General features: G+C 68.0%; 15 protein-coding genes and 1 riboswitch. Of the genes, 8 read left to right on the forward strand and 7 right to left on the reverse strand.

Annotated features, from left to right (window positions below):
* The first annotated feature begins 124 nt into the window (after positions 1-124).
* Positions 125-1,576, forward strand: coding sequence for a DEAD/DEAH box helicase (locus QZM72_RS27740; RefSeq protein ID WP_301739688.1), 1,452 nt, complete (start codon positions 125-127; stop codon positions 1,574-1,576).
* Here the strand turns inward: QZM72_RS27740 and QZM72_RS27745 are convergent.
* The 3 genes from QZM72_RS27745 to QZM72_RS27755 form a co-directional block, all read right to left on the reverse strand.
* The gene (locus tag QZM72_RS27745; RefSeq protein ID WP_301739689.1) at positions 1,570-2,076 is read right to left on the reverse strand and encodes a hypothetical protein; all 507 of its coding nucleotides are present in this window, start codon (positions 2,074-2,076) and stop codon (positions 1,570-1,572) included. The two genes, QZM72_RS27740 and QZM72_RS27745, sit on opposite strands and share 7 nt — an antisense overlap.
* Before the next feature lie 70 nt (positions 2,077-2,146).
* Positions 2,147-2,974, reverse strand: a complete 828-nt coding sequence (locus QZM72_RS27750; RefSeq protein ID WP_301739690.1) for a ferritin-like domain-containing protein — start codon at positions 2,972-2,974, stop codon at positions 2,147-2,149.
* A gap of 325 nt (positions 2,975-3,299) precedes the next feature.
* Positions 3,300-4,940: a gamma-glutamyltransferase family protein gene (locus QZM72_RS27755; protein WP_301739691.1), complete on the reverse strand. Its 1,641-nt coding sequence runs from the start codon at positions 4,938-4,940 to the stop codon at positions 3,300-3,302.
* Positions 4,941-5,149: 209 nt separating this feature from the next.
* On the opposite strand from QZM72_RS27755, the gene QZM72_RS27760 reads away from it, so the two are divergent.
* Together QZM72_RS27760 and QZM72_RS27765 are read left to right on the forward strand one after the other, a co-directional pair.
* The gene (locus tag QZM72_RS27760) at positions 5,150-5,929 is read left to right on the forward strand and encodes a DeoR/GlpR family DNA-binding transcription regulator (RefSeq protein ID WP_006493999.1); all 780 of its coding nucleotides are present in this window, start codon (positions 5,150-5,152) and stop codon (positions 5,927-5,929) included.
* A 300-nt stretch (positions 5,930-6,229) separates the two neighbouring features.
* Complete coding sequence (locus tag QZM72_RS27765) at positions 6,230-6,427, forward strand: hypothetical protein (RefSeq protein WP_050014609.1); 198 nt, start codon at positions 6,230-6,232, stop codon at positions 6,425-6,427.
* A gap of 92 nt (positions 6,428-6,519) precedes the next feature.
* Here the strand turns inward: QZM72_RS27765 and QZM72_RS27770 are convergent, their stop codons facing one another.
* Positions 6,520-6,888 (reverse strand): hypothetical protein, encoded by a 369-nt coding sequence (locus tag QZM72_RS27770; protein ID WP_041489246.1) that lies wholly within the window; start codon positions 6,886-6,888, stop codon positions 6,520-6,522.
* Between the two features lie 162 nt (positions 6,889-7,050).
* Between QZM72_RS27770 and glpD the strand changes: the two genes are divergently transcribed.
* The 4 genes from glpD to QZM72_RS27790 all read left to right on the forward strand — a co-directional run bounded on the left by glpD (position 7,051) and on the right by QZM72_RS27790 (position 11,950).
* A complete protein-coding gene (glpD, locus tag QZM72_RS27775; RefSeq protein ID WP_301739692.1) occupies positions 7,051-8,574 on the forward strand; it encodes a glycerol-3-phosphate dehydrogenase in 1,524 nt (507 codons plus the stop codon).
* Between the two features lie 111 nt (positions 8,575-8,685).
* Complete coding sequence (gene glpK / locus QZM72_RS27780) at positions 8,686-10,188, forward strand: glycerol kinase GlpK (RefSeq protein ID WP_301739693.1); 1,503 nt, start codon at positions 8,686-8,688, stop codon at positions 10,186-10,188.
* An 80-nt stretch (positions 10,189-10,268) separates the two neighbouring features.
* Positions 10,269-10,985, forward strand: a complete 717-nt coding sequence (locus tag QZM72_RS27785; protein WP_050014615.1) for an MIP/aquaporin family protein — start codon at positions 10,269-10,271, stop codon at positions 10,983-10,985.
* A gap of 278 nt (positions 10,986-11,263) precedes the next feature.
* Positions 11,264-11,950 carry an HAD family phosphatase gene (locus tag QZM72_RS27790; RefSeq protein ID WP_301739694.1) on the forward strand — a complete coding sequence of 229 codons (687 nt, stop codon included), beginning with the start codon at positions 11,264-11,266 and terminating at the stop codon, positions 11,948-11,950.
* Between the two features lie 68 nt (positions 11,951-12,018).
* On the opposite strand, the gene ribB is transcribed toward QZM72_RS27790, so the two are convergent.
* The 3 genes from ribB to QZM72_RS27805 form a co-directional block, all read right to left on the reverse strand.
* On the reverse strand, positions 12,019-12,729 hold the full coding sequence (gene ribB / locus QZM72_RS27795) for a 3,4-dihydroxy-2-butanone-4-phosphate synthase (RefSeq protein WP_006489272.1): 711 nt from the start codon (positions 12,727-12,729) through the stop codon (positions 12,019-12,021).
* Between the two features lie 118 nt (positions 12,730-12,847).
* Positions 12,848-12,996: riboswitch (FMN riboswitch) on the reverse strand.
* A gap of 187 nt (positions 12,997-13,183) precedes the next feature.
* A complete protein-coding gene (locus QZM72_RS27800) occupies positions 13,184-13,870 on the reverse strand; it encodes a helix-turn-helix domain-containing protein (protein ID WP_089468390.1) in 687 nt (228 codons plus the stop codon).
* 213 nt (positions 13,871-14,083) lie between these two features.
* On the reverse strand, positions 14,084-15,259 hold the full coding sequence (locus tag QZM72_RS27805) for an MFS transporter (RefSeq protein WP_301739695.1): 1,176 nt from the start codon (positions 15,257-15,259) through the stop codon (positions 14,084-14,086).
* Positions 15,260-15,407: 148 nt separating this feature from the next.
* Here QZM72_RS27805 and QZM72_RS27810 point away from each other — a divergent pair, with 148 nt between their 5' ends.
* Positions 15,408-16,340 carry a LysR family transcriptional regulator gene (locus tag QZM72_RS27810; protein WP_301739696.1) on the forward strand — a complete coding sequence of 311 codons (933 nt, stop codon included), beginning with the start codon at positions 15,408-15,410 and terminating at the stop codon, positions 16,338-16,340.
* Positions 16,341-16,533 lie beyond the last annotated feature (193 nt).

Consider the following 16,533-nt stretch of genomic DNA (forward strand, 5'->3'; position numbering starts at 1 on the left):
CAAACGGGGCGCGGCTGCGGGAAACCGCGGCCGCGCCCTTTTGCTTTTTGGCTGTTTAGCGATGCAGGTTTGCCGCGCGGGCCGCGCGCTGTGTCGCCGATCATAAAACTCAAGAGTGGTATCTATGTCTTTCGAATCTCTCGGCTTGGCCGAACCGCTGGTCAAGGCGGTCAACGAGCTCGGCTACACGTCGCCGACCCCGATCCAGCAGCAGGCGATCCCGGCCGTCCTCGGCGGCGGCGACCTGCTCGCCGGCGCACAAACCGGCACCGGCAAGACCGCCGGCTTCACGCTGCCGATCCTGCAACGCCTGCACACGTTCTACGCCGAGCACCGTGGCGCGAAGCGCGCGGTGCGCGCGCTGATCCTCACGCCGACGCGCGAACTCGCCGCCCAGGTCGAGGAAAGCGTGCGCGCGTACAGCAAGTACCTGAAGCTGCGCTCGACCGTCATGTTCGGCGGCGTCAGCATCAATCCGCAGATCGACGCGCTCAAGCGCGGCGTCGACATCGTCGTCGCGACGCCGGGGCGCCTGCTCGACCACATGCAGCAGAAGACCATCGACCTGTCGGATCTCGACATCCTCGTGCTCGACGAAGCCGACCGGATGCTCGACATGGGCTTCATCCACGACATCAAGCGCGTGCTCGCGAAGCTGCCGCCGCAGCGCCAGAACCTGCTGTTCTCGGCCACCTTCTCCGATGAAATCAAGGCGCTCGCCGACAGCCTGCTCGACTCGCCCGCGCTGATCGAGGTCGCCCGCCGCAACACGACCGCCGAGAGCGTCGCGCAGAAGATCCACCCGGTCGACCGCGACCGCAAGCGCGAGCTGCTCACGCACCTGATCCGCGAACACAACTGGTTCCAGGTGCTGGTGTTCACGCGCACCAAGCACGGCGCGAACCGGCTCGCCGAGCAGTTGACGAAGGATGGCATCAGCGCGATGGCGATCCACGGCAACAAGAGCCAGTCGGCGCGTACGCGCGCGCTGGCCGAGTTCAAGAACAGCACGCTGCAGGTGCTCGTCGCGACCGATATCGCCGCGCGCGGGATCGACATCGACCAGTTGCCGCACGTCGTCAACTTCGACCTGCCGAACGTGCCCGAGGATTACGTGCACCGGATCGGCCGCACGGGCCGCGCGGGCGCGACCGGCGAAGCCGTGTCGCTCGTGTGCGTCGACGAGAAGCAACTGCTGCGCGACATCGAGCGGCTGATCAAGCGCGAGATCCCGCAGGAAGTGATCGCGGGCTTCGAACCCGATCCGCATGCGAAGCCGGAGCCGATCCAGCAGCGCCGCGGGCAGCAGCAGCCGCGCGGCGGTGGCGGTGGTGGCGGCAATCGCCAGCCGCGTGCCGGCGGCTCAGGCCAGCCGGCCGCGAAACGCGACGGCAACGCGCAACCGAAGGCTGCCCAGCAGAAGGCCGCGAAGCCGCGCACGCAAGGCGGCGCCGGCGCGGGCGGCAACAGCGGCGGACGTCCGGCAGGCGGCAACAACGGCGCCCGCCCGGCAAGCGGCAACGCCGCGCATCCGAACCGCAACCGTTCGTCGCGCAGCGGCCAGCGCGGTCACTGAAGCCGCGCGGCCGCGCGCCGCAGGTGCTCGATCTGGCGTTGCCAGCGTGCGAGCACCGCGGCGCGCTCCTCTTCCAGCGTGAACGTGACGCCTGTCGCGAGACGCGCATAGCCGACCCGCTGCGCATCGCCGTGCGCGATCGTCGCAGCGAATCCGGCCAGCCCGCCGAAGTCTCCTTCGAGCGGCGCCATCTCCAGTTGCGCCTGAAAGAACGCGCCGTCCGCGACGAGCGTCAACGCGGCCGCGCGCCGTTGCGCGATCGCGCGCGCCGCTCGCGACTGCGGCCAGAGCGCGATCAGCAGCGTGCGCGCATCGTGTGCGTAGATCTCGCCGACGCCGAGCAGCGTCGTGCGCAACTGGCCGTCGTCGGTCGCGACGATCAGCGACGCGGCGACGTCGGCATGGCGCTCGAGCGCGGTGCCGTCGAACAGCGACACGACGGCGGGCGGCCACGCGTCGAACGTCCATTGTTCGAGCGCGTGGCGATGGGTATCGGTCATGATGGCGTGGCCCGGCTGCGGATCGGATGAGGAGGCGCCAGCACACGCGCGCCGAGCCCTCCCGCGGCGATCAGCGCAGGAAAACGTGCCGCGTGATCTTCGTGAGCGGATAGTGAACGCCCGGCTGGATTTTCGCGGGCAGGTCGAGCGGCTTGAGCAGCATCTTCACGCACATGTCGGCCGACAGGTTGCGACGAACGAGCGAATTGATGCGCGCCGCGCGCTCGCGGTTGTACTGGCTGTCGCCGACGCGGTCCGGATAGCGGATCGCGAACACGTGGCGCAGCGCGATCTCGGAATCCTCGTTCTTGATTTCCATCACGCGGCGCGCGAGCGCACCAAGCACCGCGAGCCGGCCGTTGCCTTCGACCTGGTTGTACTTCTTGAAGAACTTGAAGAAGTGCTTGTAGTGACGCACTTCGTCCGTGCGGATGTTGTCGGTGATTTCCTTCAGCACCGGCTCGTCCGAGCATTCGTTGATCGCGCGATAGAGCGTGGCCGTGCCCGTCTCGACGACGCAGCGTGCGACCATTTCGAGCGCGCGGGTTTTTTCGAACGCCTCGACCGAGCAGGTCTTCGAATACTCGGCGAAGAAATTCGCGAAGGCCGTATCCCAGTCGAACTCGGGCCACACGTGCGCGATATACGCCTTCAGCGCGCGGCCGTGCTGCAATTCTTCGGGCTCCCACGCACTGTTGAGCCATGCGGAGACTTCCGGATCGTCATTGAAGAATTCGCTCAGATTGCTCGTATAGAGATCCGAGCCGCTCTCGATGAACGACGACGCGCACAGCAGCAGCAGCAGATCCTCGTCCGCGGCGGCACGCTGACGATCGATCCGGTTCAGGTCGATGTCCTCGATACGCCACGGCATCACATGCGTCGTTTTGGTGTCCATGGTAGTGCGCTCCCAGTCGTCGCGCGGAGGCCGGCCCGTGCCTGGGGCACAGGCGCCAGCCGATCCGCAGGCGGCGTTTTACTTGCGTTTATAGTGAGTCGGTCCGGCCGAACCATCCTGGCATCTTAGCCGGACTTTGAAGTTCGTGCTCCAGAGCACTGACCATACCCGACAGGCGCAGTTCCACGGCGTCCGTTGCCGTTCGTTAGATGAGTCCTTCAAACCGCTTGCGCGCCTTCGATGGCATGCGCCGCGCCAAACGCAACGGGCGGCCGCCGGGCCGCCCGTGATACGGGGAAACTGCAAGGCGAGCTGAAGCGATCCGTCAGAAACCGGCCGCGAGCCCGTCGCGCCGGCTGTCGCTCGCGGCCACGTAGCCGCGCTCCGGATCGTCGGGATCGAGGCGCCACACGAACTGTCCGGACCCGAAATCCATGTAAGGATCGTCGATCGACTGGATCGTATGGCCGCGGGCGGCCAGCGCGTCGACCGTCGCGCGGTTCATCGTCGCCTCGACGTCGAGCGTGAAGTCGCGGTTGACCTTCCAGCGCGGCGCGCAGCACGCGGCCTGCGGCTGCTGGCCATAGCCGAGCATCCGCACGATGGTCTGCAGGTGGCCCTGCGGCTGCATGTCGCCGCCCATCACGCCGAAGCTCATCACGGCCTCGGTGCGGCCGTTGGCTTCCTCGGTGACGAACGCCGGGATGATCGTGTGGAACGGCCGCTTGCCGCCCGCGACGACGTTCGGCGAAGCCGGGTCCATCGAGAAGCCGTACCCGCGGTTCTGCAGCGCAATGCCGGCGCCGGGCACGACGAGCCCCGAACCGAAGCCCATGTAGTTCGACTGGATGAAGCTCACCATCATCCCGCGCTCGTCGGCCGCCGACAGGTAGATCGTGCCGCCCGAACGCGGCCGGCCGGCGGCGAAGTGCGTCGCACGCGCGCGATCGATCAGCTTCGCGCGTTCGGCGAGGTACGCATCGTCGAGCATCTGTTCGGGCGTGACGTCCATGGCGCGCGGATCGGCGACGTAGCGATAGACGTCCGCGAACGCGAGCTTCATCGCCTCGATCTGCAGATGCTGCGAATCGACCGAGTCGACCGGCCATTCGGTCAGGCCCGCATGCTCGGCGATGCCGAGCGCGATCAGCGCGGCGATGCCCTGCCCGTTCGGCGGGATCTCGTGAATCGTGTGACGGCCGAAGCGCTTGCCGATCGGCTCGACCCATTCCGGCCGGTACGCGCGCAGGTCGGCTTCGGTCAGCGCGCCGCCGCCTTCGCGCGCGAACGCGGCGATGCGCTCGGCGAGCGCGCCTTCGTAGAACGCCCGGGCGCCGTCCTTCGCGAGCGTGCGCAGCGTCTGCGCATGACCGGGCAGGCACACGCGTTCGCCGACGAGCGGTGCGCGGCCGCGCGGCATGAAGGTGTCCGCGAAACCGGGCAGGCCCTGCAGTTCGGGAATGGCCGCCGCCCACTTGTGCGCGACGATCGGCGGCACCGAATAGCCGCGCTCCGCGATCTCGATCGCCGGCTCGAGCAGGTCCGCGAACGGCAGCGAACCGAACTTCGCGTGCAGCGCTTCCCAGCCCGCGATCACGCCCGGCACGGTGACGGTGTCCCAGCCGCGCGTCGGCTTGTTCGCGATGCCGCGGGTGTCCTCGCCGTGGCGCTTGCGGAAGTAGTCGACGCTCCATGCGGCCGGCGCGACGCCCGATGCGTTGAGCCCCGACAGTCGCTCGCCATCCCACACGAGCGCGAACGCGTCGCCGCCGAGCCCGCACGACACGGGTTCCACCACCGTGATCGCGGCGGCCGCGGCCAGCGCCGCGTCGACCGCGTTGCCGCCCTTCCACAGCATCCGCAGCCCGGCCTGCGCGGCAAGCGGGTGCGACGTCGACACGACGTTGCGCGCGAACACCGGAATGCGGGTCGACGGATACGGGTTGTGCCAGTTGAAGCCACTCATCGATACACCTCGCGAAAGCTGGATGAACGTGCCCGCGCGAACGGGCAGTCCGCCATTCCAGCGCGATAAGCGCGATCGCACAAATTCATTTGTCACATGAATCCATGCCATTTCCGCATGAATCATGGGCGCCGACGCCCAGCAGGCCGGCCGAACGCCGTTACCGCCCTTACAATACCCGCTCCGTCTCACGACACGACCACCGAGCCATGACCCGAGATCCCCGCCTCACCCTCAACGCGCGCCAGCAGGAATTGCTCGAATGGGTGCAGCGCGACGGCTTCGTGACCGTCGACGATCTCGCCGCACACTTCGCGGTCACGCCCCAGACGATCCGCCGCGACGTGAACTGGCTGGCGGACCTGAACCTGCTGCGCCGCTACCACGGCGGCGCAAGCCTGCCGACCAGCTCGGAGAACGTGTCGTACACCGCGCGCCAGCGGATGTTCCACGACGAGAAGCGGCGCATCGCGGCGCTCGCGGCGTCGCACATCCCCGACCAGGCGTCGCTGTTCATCAACCTCGGCACGACGACCGAGGAAGTCGCGCGCGCGCTGAACCGCCATCACGGGCTGCACGTGATCACGAACAACCTGAACGTCGCGTCGATGATGAGCGGCTACCCCGACTGCGAGGTGCTGATCACGGGCGGCATCGTGCGGCCGTGGGACAAGGGCATCGTCGGCGAGCTCGCGATCGACTTCATCCGGCAGTTCAAGGTCGACTACGCGATCATCGGCACGTCGGCGATCGAGGCCGACGGCACGCTGCGCGATTTCGACACGCGCGAGGTACGCGTCGCCGAGGCGATCATGCAGCATGCGCGCACGGTCTACCTCGTCACCGATCATTCGAAGGTCGGCCGCCCGGCGCTCGTGCGCCAGGGGCATCTGAGCCAGGTGCACGCGCTCTTCACCGACAAGCCGCTGCCGCCCGAGATGGCCGATACGGTGGCCGCGGCCGGCACCCAGGTGTACGTCGCGGAATGACGGTTGCGATGCTGCACCGCACCTGAAACTTCAAGTGAAATCAAGAAGTTGGCGCCCCGCGCGAACCGCTTGGGGAGGGCGCTTCTGTCAAACGGAAAATTAACGGGGCACGATTTGTCGTTGCGTGCGCGCTCGACTAGACTCCAGTTCCCCGGCCCGTTCGCCGATCCGCCTGTGCCAGGGCGGTGCGAATTTCAAGGCCGGCGAATACAGCTTTCCCCCCAAGCCATACCCCGTGGGGTATCGCGCGTCGGCGTATGCGCCGGCCGCGCGGGCAGTCCGATTGCCATGGAGAGAACGATGCTGAGTCCGCATGAATTCGCCACGCTCTTGCTTGTGAAGGACGCGCCTGATCAGCGCGACATGGATCGGGATGAACTGGACATCCTGCTCGAACAACAGCTCGTCCGCCTGGAAGGGCTCGGCTCGGGGCGCAGATACTGCGTGACCGAGACCGGTGACGCCACGCTACGATCCGTCAAGTACCGCTATTCGTAAGCCCCGCTGTTCCCGACCTTGACCTGATCGCGCGGCCGGCCTCCCGGCCGCGCGGTCGTTCCCGCCTCCCGCCTGCCCGTTCGCCGCCGGCTTCAACCGCCGCGCAGCGTCGGATCGACCGCCGCCCGCCAACTGATGGCCTGCGCGCGCGCCCCGTTGAAATACGCGATCCAGCCCGCGCGTGCCGCCGCGTCCGGCGCCACGTAGTGGGTCGAAAGTTCGTTTACGAACGCACAATAGTTCGCTTCGGTCAGCCCGCGATACCGTTTCGCGACGTACGCGTCGTACAGCGTCGAATAGACCGGCTGCGCGTCCGCGCCCCAGTCGCGCGCGGCGCCGCCGCACGACGTCTGCAGATCGACGAATGACGGCGCCCGCCAGTTGCCGGCGAGCGGCGGCATACCCGCGCTGCACCCCGCCAGAAGGACGGCGCACACGCCGGCCCACATCCCAATACGCATGATTCACCTCGCGAAACGGTCGATTTCGCCAGTATCGTCCGGGATCGTGTCGCGCGCTACTGGCCCCGCTTTATCGAACTTTACTTTTTCGATTTCGTTCGTTAAATTTCGAATTCGAACATTTCATGTTCGCCCCATTTCAACAGACGATAAGGACAGCAGGTGACCCAACCGAATCGCTACGATCTGCTCGTCGTCGGCGGCGGCATCAACGGCGCGGGCATCGCGCGCGATGCGGCCGGCCGCGGCCTGTCGGTCATGCTCTGCGAGCAGGACGACCTCGCGTCGCACACGTCGTCGTCCAGCACGAAGCTGATTCACGGCGGCCTGCGTTATCTCGAGTACAACGAGTTCGGACTGGTGCGCAAGGCGCTGCAGGAACGCGAGACGCTGCTGCGCGCGGCGCCGCACATCATGTGGCCGCTGCGCTTCGTGATGCCGCACATGCCGAACCTGCGCCCGGCCTGGCTGATCCGCATCGGCTTGTTCCTCTACGATCACCTCGCGAAACGCGAACTGCTGCCCGGCTCGCGCGGCATCGACATGCGCCGCCATGCGGCCGGCGCGCCGCTGATCGACTCGATCAAGCGCGGCTTCGTGTATTCCGACGGCTGGGTGGACGACGCGCGCCTCGTCGTGCTGAACGCGATGGATGCGAAGGAGCGCGGCGCCGAGATCCTCACCCGCACGAAACTCGTTTCCGCCGAACGCCGCGGCGACGAATGGGAAGCGCGGCTCCAGCAGGCCGACGGCTCGATCCGCGTCGTGCAGGCGCGCGCGATCGCGAACGCGGCCGGCCCGTGGGTCGGAGACGTGCTGCACGGCGCGCTCGGCCGCGGCGCGCATCACAGCGTGCGGCTCGTGAAGGGCAGTCACATCATCACGCGCCGCCTGTTCGATCACGATCACGCGTACATCTTCCAGAACCCGGACAAGCGGATCATCTTCGCGATTCCGTACGAGCACGACTTCACGCTGATCGGCACGACCGACGTCGAATACACGAACGATCCCGCGAAGGTCGCGATCGATCGCGACGAAACGCAGTATCTGTGCGATTCGATCAACCGCTACTTCAAGCGCAAGATCTCGCCGGCCGACGTGCACTGGACCTATTCGGGCGTGCGCCCGCTGCTGGAAGACGAGAACGCGGCGAACGCGTCCGCCGTCACGCGCGACTATCGCCTCGAACTCGACGACGGCGCGGGCGCGCCGCTGCTGTCGGTGTTCGGCGGCAAGATCACGACGTTCCGCAAACTCGCGGAAGAAGCCGGCGACATGCTGTGCCGCGCGCTCGGCCGCGACGCGAAGACCTGGACGGCCGGCGTCTCGCTGCCCGGCGGCGATATCGCCGACGCGAAATTCGACGTGTTCGCCAGCGCGTTCGCGAAACGCCATCCGTGGCTGCCCGCCGCGCTCGCACGCCGCTATGCGCGCGCGTACGGCACGCGTGCGGAGCGCGTGGTCGACGGCGCGAGCTCGCTCGCCGACCTCGGCGCCGAAATCGCGCCGGGCGTCCACGACGCCGAACTGCGCTACCTGCGCGACGCCGAATGGGCGACCTGCGCGCAGGACGTGCTGTGGCGCCGCTCGAAGCTGGGCCTGCACGTCGCGCCCGGCACGCTCAACGCCGTGACCGCCGCGGTCGACGCGTGGTTCGCCGCCGCGCATGCGCCGCACGCGTGACTCGAATGCACATTGCAGTTGCAGTTGCCTGACCGACGTTGATTCACCGACGCGCCGCCCACATGCGGCGCGCATCACAACTAAGCCAATCCACGGATGGAGATGAGAGACATGCAGGACCAGTACATCCTCGCGCTTGACCAGGGCACCACGAGTTCCCGCGCGATGCTGTTCGATCGCCAGGGCAATATCGTATCGATCGCCCAGAAGGAATTCGAACAGATCTACCCGCAACCCGGCTGGGTCGAGCACGACCCGCAGGAAATCTGGTCGACGCAAGCCGGCGTCGCCGCGGAAGCCGTCACGCGCACGGGCCTGAACGGCACGTCGATCGCGGCGATCGGCATCACGAACCAGCGCGAGACGACCATCGTCTGGGATCGCGAGACGGGCCAGCCCGTCTACAACGCGATCGTCTGGCAGGATCGCCGCACGGCCGACTTCTGCGATTCGCTGAAGAAGCAGGGCCTCGAAGCGAAGGTGCGCGCGAAGACCGGCCTGCCGATCGACTCGTACTTCTCCGCGACGAAGATCCGCTGGATCCTCGACAACGTGCCGGGTGCGCGCGAGAAGGCCAGGCAGGGCAAGCTCGCGTTCGGCACCGTCGACAGCTGGCTCGTGTGGAACTTCACGAAGCACGAGCTGCACGTGACCGACGTGACGAACGCGTCGCGCACGATGCTGTTCAACATCCATACGCGCGAGTGGGACAGCGAGCTGCTCGAACTGCTCGACATCCCGCGCAGCATGCTGCCGGAAGTGAAGGCGTCGTCGGAGATCTACGGCCACACGAAGACCACCGTGTTCGCGTCGAAAATCCCGCTCGCGGGCATCGCCGGCGACCAGCACGCGGCGCTGTTCGGCCAGATGTGCACGACGTCGGGCATGGTGAAGAACACCTACGGCACCGGCTGCTTCCTGATGATGAACACCGGCGACAAGCCGATCGAGTCGAAGAACAACCTCGTCACGACGATCGCGTGGCAGATCGGCGACGACGTGCAGTACGCGCTCGAAGGCAGCATCTTCATCGCGGGCGCGGTCGTGCAGTGGCTGCGCGACGGCGTCGGCCTCATCAAGACGGCCGCCGAGATCGAGGCGCTGGCCGCGACCGTGCCGCACACCGACGGCGTGTATCTCGTGCCCGCGTTCGCCGGCCTCGGGGCGCCGCACTGGAACGCGCGGGCCCGCGGCTCGGTGTTCGGCGTCACGCGCGGCACGACGGCCGCGCACCTCGCGCGCGCGGCGCTCGATGCGATCGCGTACCAGTCGCTCGACGTGCTGGCCGCGATGGAAGCCGACTCGGGCATCAGCATCGGCGAGCTGCGAGTGGACGGCGGCGCGAGCGCGAACGACCTGCTGATGCAGTTCCAGGCCGACCTGCTCGGCGTCGACGCGGTGCGTCCGCAGATCACCGAGACGACCGCGCTCGGCGCGGCCTATCTCGCGGGCCTCGCGATCGGCTACTGGAAGAACCTCGACGAAGTGCGCAGCCAGTGGCAGCTCGATCGCCGCTTCGCGCCGGCGATGCCGAAGGAGCAGGTCGAGCAGCGCATGGCCGGCTGGCAGCGTGCGGTACGTGCCGCGAAGGCATGGGCCGACGACACGCAGTAATCCGAACAACACCAAACGACATACAACAACACCGGCGGACCGCGTAGCGCGCGAGTCCGCCGTGACTTCGAGAGACAACCATGTCACCTTATATTGCAGAATTCATCGGCACCGCGATCCTCGTGCTGCTCGGCAACGGCGCGGTTGCAAACGTGCTGCTTGCAAAGACCAAGGGCAAAGGCGCGGACCTGATCGTGATCGTGATGGGCTGGGCGATGGCGGTATTCGTCGCGGTCTACGTGACCGCGTCGTTCAGCGGCGCGCACCTGAACCCGATCGTCACGATCAGCCTCGCGCTCGCGGGCAAGTTCGCGTGGTCGAAAGTCGGCGGCTACGTGCTCGCGCAGATGCTCGGCGGGATGGCGGGCGCGCTGCTCGTGTGGCTCGCGTATCGCCAGCACTTCGCGAAGGAAGCCGATGCGGACCTGAAGCTCGCGGTGTTCTGCACGGCGCCGGCGATCCGCAGCACCACGCACAACGTGCTGACCGAAGCGATCTGCACGTTCGTGCTGATCCTCGGCGTGCTGTATCTCGCATCGCCGCAGGTCGGCCTCGGCGCGCTCGACGCGCTGCCCGTCGGCCTGCTGGTGCTCGGCATCGGCATCTCGCTCGGCGGCCCGACCGGCTATGCGATGAGCCCCGCGCGCGACCTGTCGCCGCGCATCATGCATGCGCTGCTGCCGATTCCGGGCAAGCGCGACAGCGACTGGCGCTATGCGTGGGTGCCGGTGATCGGCCCGCTGCTCGGCGGCGCCGCGGCGGCCGGCCTGTATCTGCGCCTGCACGCGATGGCCTGATCGCGGTCCGAACGACGCGTGCGGCGTTCGCTGCCGCGCGCGTCGCTCCCCTCTTTTTTCCCTCGGTCGTCATGAGCCGCGACCCGGGCGCGCCGCCGGCCGACTCCATTCGCCACTCGGGCGGCATCGCGACGGACACGCCCGAACCGTTCCTCCTCGAACGCTACCGGCACGCGGCCGCATCGGGCACATTGACCGCCGCGCCGCACGGCCCGCGCGTGAAAGCACGTATGATGGCGAATCGATCGGCGTCGCCGATATCCCGCGTTTTCATCACCATGCTCGATCACCTCATCTGCGACTGCGACGGCGTGCTCGTCGACAGCGAAGTCATCGCCGACCGCGTGCTGCTCGACACGCTGTCCGCCACGTTCCCGAACCTCGATTTCGAAGCCGCCGCGAAGTCGGCATTCGGCCAGCAGACGTCGCGTTTCCTCACCGGCATCGAATCCCGCTTCGGGATCGAAATGCCCGCCAACTTCATCGAGACCATCGAGCACAACATCGAGGTCGCGCTCGCGCAATCGCTCGCGCCGATCAGCGGCGTGCGCGATGCGTTGCTGAAGGTCACGCTGCCGGCTGCCGTCGTGTCGAACAGCCGGCTCGTGCGCGTGCGCAGCTCGCTCAAGCGCGCATCGCTCACCGAGATCTTCGGCGAGCGCGTGTTCAGCGCCGAACAGGTCGCGCGGCCGAAGCCCTACCCCGACGTCTACCTGCACGCGGCGCACACGCTCGATGTCGCGCCGGCGCGCTGCGTCGTCGTCGAGGACAGCATCTCGGGGTTGAATGCCGCGCGCGCGGCCGGGATGAAGACGATCGCGTTCGTCGGCGCGAGCCACATCCCCGACAACTACGCGGACGCGCTGCGCGCGATGGGCATCACGCGGATCATGCGCAGGATGGAAGAACTGCCGGCGCTCGTCGAAGCCGGCATGCGCGGCGAATTCGGCGACGTGCAGTCCTGATCGTCATTCGGGCCGGATCGGTCGATCCGGCCGCGCTACGGACGCGCGAACGCGCGCCTTTCCTTCTCTCAAGCCGGCTCGCAGCAGCGTTCGCGCGCCGCGGCCAGCGCCTCGCGGAACTCGACGAGTTCCGCGATCGTCAGCATCGGCAGCCCGTGCCGTTGCGCGAAGCGCTCGACATCGTCGCCGCGCGTCATCGTGCCGTCCGGATTCATCAGCTCGCACAGCACGCCGGCCGGCTTCAGGCCCGCGAGAATCGACAGGTCGACCGTGCCCTCGGTGTGACCGCGGCGCGCGAGCACGCCGCCCGGTTGCGCACGCAACGGAAACACGTGGCCGGGGCGCACGATGTCGTGCGGCTTCGCGCCGTCGGCGATCGCCGCTCGAATCGTCGTCACGCGATCGGCCGCCGACACGCCGGTATGCACGCCTTCGCGCGCCTCGATCGACACGGTGAACGCGGTGCCGTTGCGGCTTTCGTTGGTCTGCACCATCGGCGGCAGTTCGAGCGCCCGCACCGTGTCGTCGGTCAGGCACAGGCACACGATGCCGCTGCACTCGCGAATCAGCAGCGCCATCGTCTCGGGCGTGATGCGCTCGGCGGCGACGATCAGGTCGGCTTCGTTCTCGCGGTCGTGGTCGTCCTGCAGCACGACCGCGCGGCCTGCGCGCATCGCGTCGAGCGCGGCGGCGATGCGCGGCGGCACCGGTTCGGAATCCAGCAGAGGGAGATCGGCAAAGGCGTCGGCAGGCGCCGACGAAACGGACATCAAGGACATGTGAAACGCTCCTCGCAAAGACGATTTGGGCGAAAAACGTTTCAGGGCATTGCAAACAGACAGAACGACAACCCGCTTCGCATGCAGCGCGAAGCGGCCCTGACGGACATGACTATCTGCACATCTTCTCTCATCCGGACTGTGACCGTCGGCTCTGGCATTCGACCAGATCTGCTGACCCCGCGCGGATGCGCGGGCGCTCGCGGGCTCGCCGGCTTACGCCAGCCTACCGCCGGTGGGGAATTTCGCCCCGCCCTGAAGACGCACTGATTGCCGGGCGGGAACGCCCCGTCACCGGCGAGCCAAGCATACAACAGCCGCACGCGACGCGCAGCGAATGACCGGTAAAACCTTACTGACGACCCCGTCTAACGGCATCGTCGGAACGGCCGGAGCGCCCGCTCGCGATCCCGCGACGATCGGGGCGCACCGCCGCGCCGCTCGGCCTGCGCGATCAGTTGACGGCCGCGTGCGCCGCGTCGGGCACGAGCCAGCGCGGCGGCACCTCGGGGCTCACCGTCACGCGGAACGCACGCGCTTCGCTGTCGCCCGGGTTGCGCAGGCTGTACGGCTGGTCGGCGTCGAACACGATCGCGTCGCCGGTCGCGAGCAACTGGCGGCGGTCGTGCACGCTCACTTCGAGCGTGCCTTCGCTGACGACGAGGTTGACCGTCGTGCCGGGCGCGCGGCGCGCGCCCGGCTCGGTATGCAGCGGCGCGATCCGCAGCTCGTGGAATTCGGCCGCGGCCGGCTCGCCCTCCGGATACAACGCACGTGCCGAAAAACGGCCGTTCGAGCTGACGACGCGCGACGCGCGCTCGGCCGCCAGATGCTCGAAACCGTTCACCGCATGGCGCCGCAGGAACGCGGCGACCGACACCTTCAACGCCGCGGCGATCTTGCAGAGCACCTTGATCGACGGCACGCTGCGCGCGGATTCGATCTGCGCGAGCATCGCGCGCGACACGCCGGACAGCCGGGCGAGCGCATCGAGCGACAGTTGCCGCTCGGCGCGCAAGCGCGCGAGATTCACGCCGACGACCTGCTCGAGCACGTCGAACGACGCGGAGCCGCGCCCGTCGGCGGCATTACCGGACTCGAAGGAAGACACGTCGCGCACGAGCGCCAGGGATGAAGACATAGCATGGCCTCCGGGCCGCTGCGCGGCCCTGCGTAGGGGGTAAGCCGGAATCGGGTTGCGCCGGTCGTTGGCGCGTATCGAGACGCTATCACCCGGCCTGGTACGGGCAAACGAAGTTATCTTCACACCGTTATCAGCATCGCGGAGGAATGTGTTTCTCGCGAACCTTTTCCCGCCGCCATGGCGTCGCCGCGCAGCGGGCCGTGGCGACGCTCACCGCGCCGCCGGCGCCGCGCAGCGTGCCGGGCCGCGCGCATCGAGCCGCATCGCGAGCCACGTGACGACCAGCGCCGCGAACGTCACCGCGACCGCGACCCACGGCAGCGCATCGAGCGCGAAGCCGTGTTCCAGCGCGAGGCCGCCGAGCCAAGCGCCGCCCGCGTTGCCGACGTTGAACGCGCCGATGTTCAGCGTCGACGCGAGATGCGGCGCGCTCGCGGCCTTCTCGACCACGCGCGCCTGCAGCGGCGGCACCGTCGCGAACGCGGCGATCCCCCAGACGAATACCGTAACCGCAGCCGCGACCGGCAGGTGGCTCGTCTTCGCGAACACGGCTATCACGGCCATCAGCGCGACGAGGATCGCGATCAGCGACGGCATCAGCGCGCGGTCGGCCAGCTTGCCGCCGATCGTGTTGCCGATCGTCAGTCCCGCGCCGAACAGCACGAGGATCAGCGCGACCGCGCGCGGCGAGTAGCCCGACACGGTCTCGAGAATCGGCGCGATGTAGGTGAACACGACGAACACGCCGCCGAAGCCGAGCACGGTCATCAGCAGCGCGAGCCACACCTGGGGCTCCTTCAGCACGCGCACTTCGTGGCCGAGGCCGACCGGCCCGCCGTCGTGGCGGTTCGGCACCAGCGCGGCCACGCCGCCGAGCGCGAGCACGCCGAGCGCGGCGACGATCCAGAACGATGCGCGCCAGCCGAGCACCTGGCCGACGAACGTGCCGAACGGCACGCCCAGCACGTTCGACAGCGTGAGCCCGGTGAACATCAGCGCGATCGCGCTCGCGCGCTTGTCGGCCGGCACGAGCGACGCAGCGACCACCGCGCCGATCCCGAAGAACGAGCCGTGCGCGAACGACGTGACGACGCGCGCGACCATCAGCATCGCGTAGCCGGACGCGGTCGCGCACAGCACGTTGCCGACGATGAAGATCGCCATCAGCAGTTGCAGCGCGGCCTTGCGCGGCATGCGGCTCGTCAGCACCGCGAGCAGCGGCGCGCCGGCCGCGACGCCGAGCGCGTAGCCGGTGACGAGCAGGCCGGCCGACGGCAGCGACACGGCGAGGTCGTGCGCGACTTCGGGCAAGAGGCCCATGATGATGAATTCGGTGGTGCCGATGGCGAAGGCGCTGATCGCGAGCGCCAGGAGCGGAATGGGCATGACGTTCTCCGGAAGGCGGCGGCCGCGGCGCGTGGTCGGGTGCCGCACCGCACAAGAAAGCGGGATGTGCGCGCATTGTCCCGAAGACGCCTATATTTGATAATTGGCGTGGCATTTGAACCATTTTCAAATATTTCTGGAAAATCGCATGGACCGACTGGGCGATATCCGGCTGTTCGTCGAGGCGGCGGAGCTGGGCAGCCTGTCCGCCGCCGGGCGCAAGCTGAACCTGACGCCGGCCGCCGCGAGCGCGCGGCTCGCGAAGCTCGAGGCGAAGATCGCGACGCGGCTGTTCGAGCGCTCGACGCGCCAACTGCGGCTCACCGACGAAGGCAGGCTGTACCTGAACTGCTGCCGGCAGGCGCTGCAGGCGCTCGACGACGCGGACGCGATGCTGCAGGAAGGCCGTAACGTCGTGAGCGGCAAGGTGCGGCTGTCGTCGACGTCCGATTTCGGCCGTCACCAGTTGCTCGACTGGCTCCACGAATTCACGACGCTGCATCCGGGCGTCACGTTCTCGCTGACGGCGTCCGATTCGTCGGCGAACCTGTGGCAGGACGAGATCGACCTCGCGATCCGCTTCGCCGCGCCGCCCGACGGCGCGCTGATCGCCCGCCGGCTCGCGACCAACCGGCGCGTGCTGTGCGCGGCGCCGTCGTTCGTCGAACGCCATGGCGTGCCGGCCGATCCGCACGATCTGGCCCGTTTTCCTTGCAACGTGATCACGATCGCGTCCGGCCCGATGAACACCTGGCATTTCACGCGCGGCGACGAAGTGCAGATCCACACGGTGCCGGTGTCGACCGCGTTCGAGACCAACGACGGCGGCCTCACGCGCGAATGGACGCTGCGCGGCCACGGCATTGCGCTGAAGTCGCTGTGGGACATCGCCGACGACGTCCGCGCGGGCCGGTTGCGCGTGCTGCTGCCCGACTGGCGGCACCAGGACGCGCCGCTGCACGCGATCTATCACAGCAAGCGCTACATGGCGCCGCGCGTGCGCGCGCTGCTCGATTTCCTCGCCGAGCGCTTCGCGCGCGAGGAAGCGGCGCTCGACGACCTGTTGACCGCGTGCCGCTGACAGCCGGCCCTCCACTACTTCAGGGTCGGAACGCGCAACCCGGCGTCGCACGCCCGCAACCGGCCGCCCGTCCGCGTGACGTGAAAAGCTATAATGGAAGGCTTTCCCGACGGCCTTTCCTGCCCGATGCGCGCGATTCGCGTGCCGCGCACGGCCGTCCCGATTCACCCTTGACGACGCCCCCAGGTCAACC

Source organism: Burkholderia sp. AU45388 (assembly GCF_030481585.1).
Lineage (GTDB): Bacteria > Pseudomonadota > Gammaproteobacteria > Burkholderiales > Burkholderiaceae > Burkholderia > Burkholderia sola.

Excerpts from the sequence above, each read along its gene's own strand:
- QZM72_RS27740 (WP_301739688.1), top strand. The coding sequence starts at position 125 with ATGTCTTTCGAATCTCTCGGCTTGGCCGAACCGCTGGTCAAGGCGGTC.
- QZM72_RS27745 (WP_301739689.1), bottom strand. The coding sequence starts at position 2,076 with ATGACCGATACCCATCGCCACGCGCTCGAACAATGGACGTTCGACGCG.
- QZM72_RS27750 (WP_301739690.1), bottom strand. The coding sequence starts at position 2,974 with ATGGACACCAAAACGACGCATGTGATGCCGTGGCGTATCGAGGACATC.
- QZM72_RS27755 (WP_301739691.1), bottom strand. The coding sequence starts at position 4,940 with ATGAGTGGCTTCAACTGGCACAACCCGTATCCGTCGACCCGCATTCCG.
- QZM72_RS27760 (WP_006493999.1), top strand. The coding sequence starts at position 5,150 with ATGACCCGAGATCCCCGCCTCACCCTCAACGCGCGCCAGCAGGAATTG.
- QZM72_RS27765 (WP_050014609.1), top strand. The coding sequence starts at position 6,230 with ATGCTGAGTCCGCATGAATTCGCCACGCTCTTGCTTGTGAAGGACGCG.
- QZM72_RS27770 (WP_041489246.1), bottom strand. The coding sequence starts at position 6,888 with ATGCGTATTGGGATGTGGGCCGGCGTGTGCGCCGTCCTTCTGGCGGGG.
- glpK (WP_301739693.1), top strand. The coding sequence starts at position 8,686 with ATGCAGGACCAGTACATCCTCGCGCTTGACCAGGGCACCACGAGTTCC.
- QZM72_RS27785 (WP_050014615.1), top strand. The coding sequence starts at position 10,269 with ATGTCACCTTATATTGCAGAATTCATCGGCACCGCGATCCTCGTGCTG.
- QZM72_RS27790 (WP_301739694.1), top strand. The coding sequence starts at position 11,264 with ATGCTCGATCACCTCATCTGCGACTGCGACGGCGTGCTCGTCGACAGC.
- ribB (WP_006489272.1), bottom strand. The coding sequence starts at position 12,729 with ATGTCCTTGATGTCCGTTTCGTCGGCGCCTGCCGACGCCTTTGCCGAT.
- QZM72_RS27800 (WP_089468390.1), bottom strand. The coding sequence starts at position 13,870 with ATGTCTTCATCCCTGGCGCTCGTGCGCGACGTGTCTTCCTTCGAGTCC.
- QZM72_RS27805 (WP_301739695.1), bottom strand. The coding sequence starts at position 15,259 with ATGCCCATTCCGCTCCTGGCGCTCGCGATCAGCGCCTTCGCCATCGGC.
- QZM72_RS27810 (WP_301739696.1), top strand. The coding sequence starts at position 15,408 with ATGGACCGACTGGGCGATATCCGGCTGTTCGTCGAGGCGGCGGAGCTG.